This is a genomic window from Streptomyces tremellae, from assembly GCF_039540215.1.
GTDB classification, from domain to species: domain Bacteria; phylum Actinomycetota; class Actinomycetes; order Streptomycetales; family Streptomycetaceae; genus Streptomyces; species Streptomyces tremellae.
In genome coordinates this window covers 110,780-119,422 of the sequence record NZ_BAABEP010000018.1, presented here as the reverse complement: position 1 = coordinate 119,422, position 8,643 = coordinate 110,780, and the positions used below count along the sequence as shown (strand labels likewise).

The window sequence follows — 8,643 nt, the reverse complement described above, 5'->3', positions numbered from 1 at the left end:
CGCGGCTCGCTGCGCGCCGGAATACTCCGTCCGCCTCGGCCGGGTAGGGGCCGGGCGGTTCAACGCGGTGGCCGCCGCGGTCGGCGGCAGCGGCACCTGACCCCGTCCGGGAGGCGGCCCGCCGCGCGGCGACGCGGTCTCATGGCGGAGTACCGCCGCGGACGGTGAAGGGCCCGGCGCATCTCGCGGGCTCCGGCCAAGGACGGGCCCGTCCGGCGCGCCGGACGCGGAGGTCCCGAGGATCGCGACGGCCTTCTCCCCCGTCCCCGGCACCGAGGCAGCACCCTTGGGCGGTCGCCCACACCCAGGCCCGGGTCGCCCGGCCCTGATCGCCCGCAGGGGTCAGCCCTCCGCCGCGCCCGCCTCTCGACGCGGGTGCGGGCGCGGGCGCGGGCGCGCCGGAGCCTCGGTCGTGACCCGTCACGGCGCCGTGTCGAGAGGCGCGGCGATCTCCCGGACGGCCTTCCAGCAGGCGTCGGAGTCCGGCAAGCGGGCGCGCTCCGACGGCCAGTGCCCTGGAGGCAGCCGGAGGGCCGGACGGGGACGCCGACACGGATTTCGGCGACCGCCTGCGGATCAGCCCGGCGGGGCGCGGCGGACGGGCGACCCGGGGGGGCAAGCCGAGGACCCGGTTCCGGACGGGGCGTACACCGGCGCGTCCGGCGGCCCGCGTGGTGCAGCGCGTGCCCGCTCCCCCGACTCGGAGGATCATCGGTATGTGCTGACCGACGGGCCGGAAGGGCGGTTGGATGTTCGAGATCGAGAGCCTGGAGGACGCCGCTGTCGCTGCCGCGCTGGTCACGGGCCCCGGCCACCGCCTGGTGCAGCACAACGAGTCCTTCCGGGATCTCTTCGGTTTCTGGCGCCCCGGCCAGGAGGCGGGCGTCGCCCTGAGCGGGCCGGGGCTGCGGCCGGTCCTGCGCGCCCTCGACCTGGCGGGCACCGAGCGCTCATCGCCCCTGGTCGACGCGGCGGGGGACGCGGGCGACGGCTCGTACGGGCACCGCTCGTGGGTGGTGAACTGCGTGCCGGTGGTCTCCCGGCACGGCCCCTCGGTCCTGCTGCTTGCCGCCAGGGTCCCCGAGGAGGCCGCGGCCGCCGTGGGCACACGGCCGCGGGGCGCGGCGGAGCGCGAGGCGGACCTGGCGCGGTACGAGGCGCTGCTCTCCGCGGTGCCGCAGGTCGTCTGGCGGATGGACCGGGACGGCGAGGTGTCCGCGCTGGTCGGCCGGCTGGGTGAGGCCGCGGGCGGCCTCTGGCACCCCGGCGGTGGCCTCTCGTGGATGGACGCCGTGCACCCGAAGGACCGTGCCGCGTTCGGTGCGCGGTGGGCCGCGACGGCCAGGGGCGACGCCCTGCTCGACACCGTGGTGCGGGTGCGGCGGGCCGGGGAGCCGCCGCGCTACCGCCATGTGCAGATCGTCGCCGTGCCGGTCCTCGACGGGGGCGAGGTCCGCGAGTGGGTCGGCACCGTGACGGACGCGGAGGACCAGTGGCGCGTACGGACCAGGGACCGGCTGCTGGAGCGCGCCTCCGCGGTGTCCTCGGCCCGTGACCTGGAGGAGGCGTTCGCGGCCACCGCCACGGCCGTGGTACCCGACCTCGTCGACGCCTTCGTCGTCTTCCAGCTGCGGCGTCCTGGACCGTACCCGGACGCGGGCGCGGGCCGCGACGTCCTGTACGCCACCAGGGGACGGCGGGCGCTCGCCCCCGGCGTGCCGCCGCTGCCCCCGCTGACGGACGACTTCGCGCTCGGCGCGATGTCGCGGAGGGTGATCGACGAGGGCAGGACCGAGCTGCTGGCCTTCCCGCCGGGCGAGCCGCCGAAGGACCTGGTGTCGGGGCCCTCGGCCGACTGGCTGACCGAGGCGCGGGCCACCAGCCTGGCGATCGTGCCCATCGTCATCGACGACCGGACCGTGGCACTGGCCTCGGCCGCGACCTGCTCCGGCAACCCGCCGCCCGCCGAGTCCGAGCTCGGCCTGCTCGAAGAGGTCCTGCGCAGCGTGCAGGACCCGCTGCGGCGCACCCTTGAGCTCCAGAGCGTCCGCGACACGGCCCTCGTGCTCCAGCGCTCGTTCCTGATCACGCCGCCGCGGGTGACGGGCGCCGAGGTGGCGGCCGTGTACGAGCCCGCGAGCACGACGGCGGAGATCGGCGGCGACTGGTACGACGCGGTCGCCCTGCCCGACGGCACCGTCACCCTCTCCATCGGCGACGTCGCGGGCCACGACCTGGCGGCGGCGACGGAGATGACGAAGGCGAGCAGCATGCTGCGGGCGTTCGCCTACTCGGACGGTGCCGCCGGGCCCGCCCGCGCGCTCAGCCGGCTCGACCACGTCACCCAGGGCGTCAGCACGGCCGCGCTCATCACCGCGCTGCACGCCGTGCTCCGGCCGGTGCGCGAGGGCCTCTGGGACGCGACCCTGTCCAACGCGGGCCATCCGCCGCCGCTGCTCGTCCCGGCCTCGGGACCGGCGCGCTACCTGCACGGCGACGTCTGCCCCGACCCGCCGCTGTGCGTCGCGCCCGACGTGGAACGTACGGACTGGCACCACGGCCTCGGGGCGGGCGACACCCTGCTGTTCTACACGGACGGCCTGGTGGAGGCGCCGGGCACCGACATCTCCGAGGGCATGAGGCGGCTCGCCGACCGCGCCGCCTGCCTGCGCCGCGCGGACCGGCCGCTCGCCGGCCTCGTCACCGCGCTGCTGCCGCCCACGGGCGGCGCGGAGGACGCGGGCGACGACATCGCGGTCATCGCCTTCCGCGTGGCCGCGGGGTCCGGGCGGCCACCGCGGCCGTAACGCCGGTACGGGCGGCCCGCGTCCGACGCACGCCCCCGGCTCCGCGCCCGACGTACACCCGGCCCCCGCGCCCGGCGCAGGACCCCTCTCGCGACGCACGGACAGGCCGGGACCGGTGCCCGGCGCGCGAACCGGTCAGGACCGGTGCAGCGCGCGGAGGAACTGCTCCGCGAGTGCGGCGGTGTCGAGGGTGGCCGCGTCGCGGCCCGAGAGAACGTGGAAGAAGGGCGGGCCGATCAGGAGGGCGCTCGCCTGATCGGGCGTGAGGGCGGTGGCGGCGGCCGACCGCAGGGGTTCGACCACCTCGGCCGCGCTCTGCCTGAGGGGGTCGCCCGACGCGAGCAGGGCGGCCACGTCCGCGTTGTGCTGGGCCTCGCCGACGAGGGCGCGGTAGGCGGCGCCCGCGTGGGAGCGGGCGAGGAAGGCGACGAGGGCGTCGAGGTACGCGGTGAGGTCCGCGCGCGGATCACCGCCGCGGGGTACGGAGAGCTCCTCGCGCGCGTCCGTGACGCTGGCCTCGTACAGCACCTCGGCCTTGTTCGACCACCAGCGGTACACGGTCTGGCGGCCCACGCCCGCGCGCTCGGCGATGCCCTTCATCGTCAGGGCGGCGTACCCGACTTCCACCAGCAGGTCGTCGACGGCGTGCAGCACGGCCGTGCGTGCGCTCTCGCTGCGGGGCCGTCCGCGCCCGCTCCCATCCATCATGGGTCCACTTTAAACGAGGCACGTCGTCTCGTATTCGTGGTACCTTTACGGTGCACGGTGACTCGGAAAGCGGCCCGCCGCGACCGGGAAAGCGGCGAACCCGCGCCCCGGGAAGCGGAGCCGCCGCACCCGGGGAGACGGCACCCCCGGCGCGTCCGGAGAAACGCCGCCCCGCCGTGCCCCGGCGGGGCGGCGAGGGCACGGCGCCCCCGCCCCTCCGCCGGGCCCCGCACCGCACACCCAGTCCACGAGGAAACGAGAGCCATGGCTGCCACCCTGGAAAGCCCCCCGCGCCCGGCGCAGAGGTCCGGTCCTGTGCTCGCCTGCATGAGTGTGTGCACCGCGCTGGTCGTCGGCTTCGTCGCGGCCATCAACCTGGCGGTGCCGAAGCTGGCCGCGAGCTCCCTGCACCCGACGTCGTCAGGCCTGCTGTGGATCGTCGACGCCTATGTCGTGATCTTCGCCTGCCTGGTCATCCCCGCCGGCGCGGCCGGCGACAAGTTCGGCCGCAAGGGGACCCTCCTGACCGGCCTCGGCGTCTTCGCGGCGGGCGCCCTCGTCTCCGCCGCCGCGCCCAACGTGGCGGTCATGCTGGCGGGGCGCGCCGTCACCGGCCTCGGCGCCGCCTGCGTCCTGCCCAACTGCGTCGGCGTCCTCCTGCACGCCACCGCGCCGGAGCGCCGCCCGCACGCGCTGGCCGTCTGGGCGGCCGCCTCCGGCATCGGCGGGGTCGTCGGCAACGTCGGCGGCGGGGCCGTACTGACCGGTGGCTCCTGGCACGCGCTGTTCCTCGCCGTCGCGCTCGTCGCGGCGTGCTGCCTGGTGTGGGCGGCACGCTCGGCCCCGCGCAGCGCGCGCCACGACCGCGCCCTCGACATACCCGGCACGCTGCTGTTCGTCGCGGCCGTCGTGGCACTGCTGATCGGCATCATCGAGGGGCCCGAGCACGGCTGGGGCAGCGCGGCCGTCCTCGGGGCCTTCGTCTGCGCGGCGCTGCTCGGCGTGTGCTGGGCCCTGGTCGAACTGCGCGTCGCCCACCCGGTGCTCGACCCGCGGCTGCTGCGCGACGCGGCGCTCGGCAGCGCCTGCCTCGGCATGGCGGTCACCTTCTTCGGCAACTTCGGCCTCTTCTACGTCAACGCCTCGCTCCTCCAGTACGGCCGCGGCTTCTCCGTGCTGGAGACGGGGCTCGGCATCGTGCCGCTGACCGTCCCGCTGCTGCTCGGCACCCGGTACGTGCCGGGGCTGATCCGCCGGTTCGGCGTCCCCGCCACCCTCAGCGCGGCCTTCGCCCTCACCGGCGCCGGCCTGTTCGCCCTCTCGTACTCCTCGGGCGCCGGCTACCCGGTGTACGCGGCGGGGCTGGTCGTCATCGGCCTCGGGATCATGCTGGCCGCTCCCTGTCTGACCGCGCGGATCGCCTCCGCGCTGCCCGTGGAGCGCGCCGGGATCGCGGGCGGACTCCAGTCCGCCACCCGCGAGTTGGGCAGCGCACTCGGGGTCGCCGTCGTCGGCACCGTACTGACCGCGGGATTCACCCGGCACCTGCCCGCCGGCCTGGCCGGGCACACGCCGGCCCCCCGCACCGTGGGAGAGGCGCTCGCGCTGTCCCCCACCGACCACACCGCCGTCACCAGCGCCTTCACCCAGGGCGCCGACACCGCGCTGCGCGCCGCCGCCCTCGTCGTGCTCGTCGCGGGAGCACTCGTCGTCGCCGGTCTGCTGCGCGCACGCGGCACCGCCCCCGCCGGCCAGGGGCCGGGCCCCGCCTCCCCCGGGCGGCCGGCCGGGCCGTGACCGGGGGCTTCCCACCGGATCCATCAAGTCCATTACCGACACGCCCCGTTGAGGGGCTGCCAACACGCCCCGTTGAGGGGCGAAGGAGGTCACGCTCATGCGTGTGTTCGTCACCGGAGCCACCGGCTGGATCGGCTCGGCCGTCGTCGACGAGCTCCTCTCCGCGGGCCACGAGCCCCTCGGCCTCGCCCGGTCCGACGCGGCCGAGGAGGCCCTCAAGACCAAGGGCGCTGCAGTGCTCCGCGGCGACCTGGACGACCTCGACTCGCTGCGCCGCGGCGCGGCCGCCGCCGACGCCGTCATCCACCTGGCCAACAAGCACGACTGGGGCGACCCCGCCGAGTCGGACCGTTCCGAGCGCGCCGCCGTCGGGGCGCTCGGCGACGAACTGACCGGCACCGGCCGACCGTTCGTGGTGGCGGCCCCGCTCTCCGGCATCGCCGAGGGCAGGCCGGCGACCGAGGACGACCCGTCCCCCGCCGTCGGGCCGGGGTCCGACAGGGGCGGCAGCGAGAACCTCGCGCTCGACTACGCCGCCAGGGGCGTGCGCACGGTGATCACCCGGTTCGCGCCGAGCGTGCACGGCCGCGGCGACTGGGGATTCGTCAACTTCCTCACCACTGCGGCCCGCGAGCGCGGTGTCTCCGGCTATGTCGGCGACGGCTCGGCCGCCTGGTCCGCGGTGCACCGCGCCGACGCGGCCCGCCTGGTCCGCCTCGGCATGGAGCACGCGCCCGCGGGGACGCGCCTGCACGCCGTCGCCGAGGAGGCCGTGCCGACCCGGGCCGTCGCGGAGGCGATCGGCGACGCCCTCGGGCTGCCCGTGGTCTCCGTCGAACCCGGCGACGCCGGCGGCCATTTCGGGTTCGTCGGCGGCTTCTTCGCCTCGACCATGACCGCGTCGAGCGTCGCGACCAGGCGGCTCCTGTCCTGGGAGCCCACCGGTCCGACGCTGCTCACGGACATCAGGACCGGCGCCTATACGGCCTGATCCCTTCCGTTCCCCACCACCGCAGCACGCCACACCGCTTCCGAGGAGTCCACAGTGCCCGAAGTACCCGAAGTCACCACGTATCCCCACACCCTGGCAGACCCCCGGGTCGCCACCGCCCTGGCCGACATGTTCGACGCGGCGGCCCGCGACGAGCAGGCCGAGTCGCGGCCGCCCGAGGAGCCGGCCGCGCTCGCCGCCCTGACGGCACAGCAACTCGCCGACGCGGCCCAGGAGATCTACATGCCGGTCTCCGCCGAAGGCGGCCGGCTCCTCTACAACCTGGTCCGTGCGGCCAGGCCCCACACCGTTGTCGAGTTCGGCACCTCGTACGGCATCTCCACGCTGCACCTGGCCGCCGCCGTGCGCGACAACGGCACGGGCCGCGTCGTCACCACCGAGATGAGCCGCACCAAGGCGGACGCGGCCCGCCGCACCTTCGCCGAGACCGGCCTCGCCGACGCGGTCACCCTGCTGGAGGGCGACGCGCTGGAGACGCTGGCCGCGCTGGAGGGCCCGGTCGACTTCCTCTTCCTCGACGGCTGGAAGGACCTGTGCCTGCCGGTCCTGCGGCTCCTCGAACCGCGCCTCGCGCCCGGCACCCTGGTCGTCGCGGACGACGTCGTCCTGCCGAATCTCGGCCCCTACCTGGAGTACGTGCGGGACACCGCGAACGGCTACCACAGCGTCACGTTCCCCGTGGAGGACGGCATGGAGATCAGCTGCCGCCTCTGACCGCACGCGCGGGGGCCGGGTGCCGCGTGGCGCCCGGCCCCCGCGTACGGCTCACTCGCTGCGCGGGAAGCCGAGGTCGATGCCGCCGTGGCTCGGGTCGGGCCAGCGGGTGGTGACGGCCTTCTCCCGGGTGAAGAAGTGGAACCCCTGCGTGCCGTACGCCTTGGTGTCACCGAACGCGGACGCCTTCCAGCCGCCGAAGGAGTGGTAGGCGACCGGCACGGGGATGGGGACGTTGACGCCGATCATCCCGACCTGCACCTCGCTCTGGAAGCGCCGGGCGGCTCCGCCGTCGTTGGTGAAGATCGCGGTGCCGTTGCCGAAGGCCCCGGAGTTGACCAGGGCCACGCCGTCCTCGTACGAGGTGACCCGCACGACGGAGAGCACCGGGCCGAAGATCTCCTCGGTGTAGACCTTCGACGTGACCGGCACCCGGTCGATCAGGGTGGGGCCGAGCCAGAAGCCCTCGGGGGCGCCGTCCGGCTCGACCGTCCTGCCGTCCACGACGACCGAGGCGCCGTCCCGCCGCGCGAGGTCGATGTACGAGGCGACCTTGTCGCGGTGCTCCCGCGTGACCAGCGGGCCCATGTCGCAGCCGCGCCTGCCGTCCCCGGTGCGCAGCTTCGCCATGCGCGCGGTGATCCCCTCGACGAGGGCGTCGGCGCCCGGCTCCACCGCGACCACCACGGACACCGCCATGCACCGCTCGCCCGCGGAGCCGAAGCCCGCGTTGACCGCGGCGTCCGCCACCAGGTCGAGGTCGGCGTCGGGGAGGACGAGCATGTGGTTCTTGGCGCCGCCGAGCGCCTGGACGCGCTTGCCCGCGCGGGCCGCGCGCTCGTAGAGGGACGCCGCGATCGGGGTGGAGCCGACGAAGGAGACGGAGGCGACGCCCGGGTGTTCGAGCAGCGCGTCCACGGCCTCCTTGTCGCCCTGCACCACGTTGAACACCCCGTCAGGCAGGCCCGCCTCGCCGAGCAGCGCGGCGAGCCACAGCGCGGCTGACGGGTCCTTCTCGCTCGGCTTGAGCACGACGGTGTTCCCCGCGGCGAGCGCCACGGGGAAGAACCACATCGGCACCATGGCGGGGAAGTTGAAGGGGCTGACGATCGCGGTCACGCCCAGCGGCTCGCGGAAGGAGTGCACGTCGACGCCGCTCGACACGTTCCGCGAGAACGCCCCTTTGAGGATCTCGGGGAAGCCGAGGGCGAATTCGAGCACCTCCTGGCCCCGGGCGATCTCGCCGAGCGCGTCGGAGAGCACCTTGCCGTGCTGGGCGGTGATGACCTCGGCCAGCTCGTCCTTGCGCGCGTTGAGCAGTTCGCGGAAGCGGAAGAGGATCGCCTGCCTGCGGGCCATCGACAGGGCGCTCCAGGCGGGGAAGGCGCGGGCCGCTGCCGCGACGGCGCGCTCCACGTCGTCGGGGCCCGCGAGCACGACCGAGGCGGTCCGCACCCCGAGCGCGGGGTCGTAGACAGGCCCGAGGCGTGAGCCCTCGGGGTCGGACGGCGCGCCGTCGATCCAGTGCGGGATGCGCGCGGGTGCCGCGGCGGTGGCGGACTCGGACATGGCTGGCCTTTCGCTGACGGGTCGGGTGCGGGGTGG

General features: G+C 75.5%; 6 protein-coding genes. 4 read left to right on the top strand and 2 right to left on the bottom strand.

Annotation, left to right across the window (positions count from 1 at the left end):
* Positions 1-749 precede the first annotated feature (749 nt).
* Positions 750-2,807, top strand: coding sequence for a SpoIIE family protein phosphatase (locus ABEA77_RS15600; protein WP_345646978.1), 2,058 nt, complete (start codon positions 750-752; stop codon positions 2,805-2,807).
* 135 nt (positions 2,808-2,942) lie between these two features.
* On the opposite strand, the gene ABEA77_RS15595 is transcribed toward ABEA77_RS15600, so the two are convergent.
* Positions 2,943-3,512 (bottom strand): TetR/AcrR family transcriptional regulator, encoded by a 570-nt coding sequence (locus ABEA77_RS15595; protein WP_425588280.1) that lies wholly within the window; start codon positions 3,510-3,512, stop codon positions 2,943-2,945.
* A gap of 330 nt (positions 3,513-3,842) precedes the next feature.
* Between ABEA77_RS15595 and ABEA77_RS15590 the strand changes: the two genes are divergently transcribed.
* From ABEA77_RS15590 to ABEA77_RS15580, 3 genes are all read left to right on the top strand, one after another.
* Positions 3,843-5,312, top strand: a complete 1,470-nt coding sequence (locus ABEA77_RS15590) for an MFS transporter (protein ID WP_345646973.1) — start codon at positions 3,843-3,845, stop codon at positions 5,310-5,312.
* A 97-nt stretch (positions 5,313-5,409) separates the two neighbouring features.
* Complete coding sequence (locus ABEA77_RS15585) at positions 5,410-6,303, top strand: SDR family oxidoreductase (RefSeq protein ID WP_345646970.1); 894 nt, start codon at positions 5,410-5,412, stop codon at positions 6,301-6,303.
* A gap of 54 nt (positions 6,304-6,357) precedes the next feature.
* Positions 6,358-7,038 carry an O-methyltransferase gene (locus ABEA77_RS15580; RefSeq protein WP_345646967.1) on the top strand — a complete coding sequence of 227 codons (681 nt, stop codon included), beginning with the start codon at positions 6,358-6,360 and terminating at the stop codon, positions 7,036-7,038.
* 51 nt (positions 7,039-7,089) lie between these two features.
* Here the strand turns inward: ABEA77_RS15580 and ABEA77_RS15575 are convergent, their stop codons facing one another.
* Positions 7,090-8,607 carry a CoA-acylating methylmalonate-semialdehyde dehydrogenase gene (locus ABEA77_RS15575; RefSeq protein WP_345646964.1) on the bottom strand — a complete coding sequence of 506 codons (1,518 nt, stop codon included), beginning with the start codon at positions 8,605-8,607 and terminating at the stop codon, positions 7,090-7,092.
* Positions 8,608-8,643: the final 36 nt, after the last annotated feature.

Bases quoted from the DNA above. Each gene is read 5' to 3' on its own strand.
- ABEA77_RS15590 (WP_345646973.1), top strand. From the start codon at position 3,843: ATGAGTGTGTGCACCGCGCTGGTCGTCGGCTTCGTCGCGGCCATCAAC.
- ABEA77_RS15575 (WP_345646964.1), bottom strand. From the start codon at position 8,607: ATGTCCGAGTCCGCCACCGCCGCGGCACCCGCGCGCATCCCGCACTGG.
- ABEA77_RS15595 (WP_425588280.1), bottom strand. From the start codon at position 3,512: ATGGATGGGAGCGGGCGCGGACGGCCCCGCAGCGAGAGCGCACGCACG.
- ABEA77_RS15600 (WP_345646978.1), top strand. From the start codon at position 750: ATGTTCGAGATCGAGAGCCTGGAGGACGCCGCTGTCGCTGCCGCGCTG.
- ABEA77_RS15585 (WP_345646970.1), top strand. From the start codon at position 5,410: ATGCGTGTGTTCGTCACCGGAGCCACCGGCTGGATCGGCTCGGCCGTC.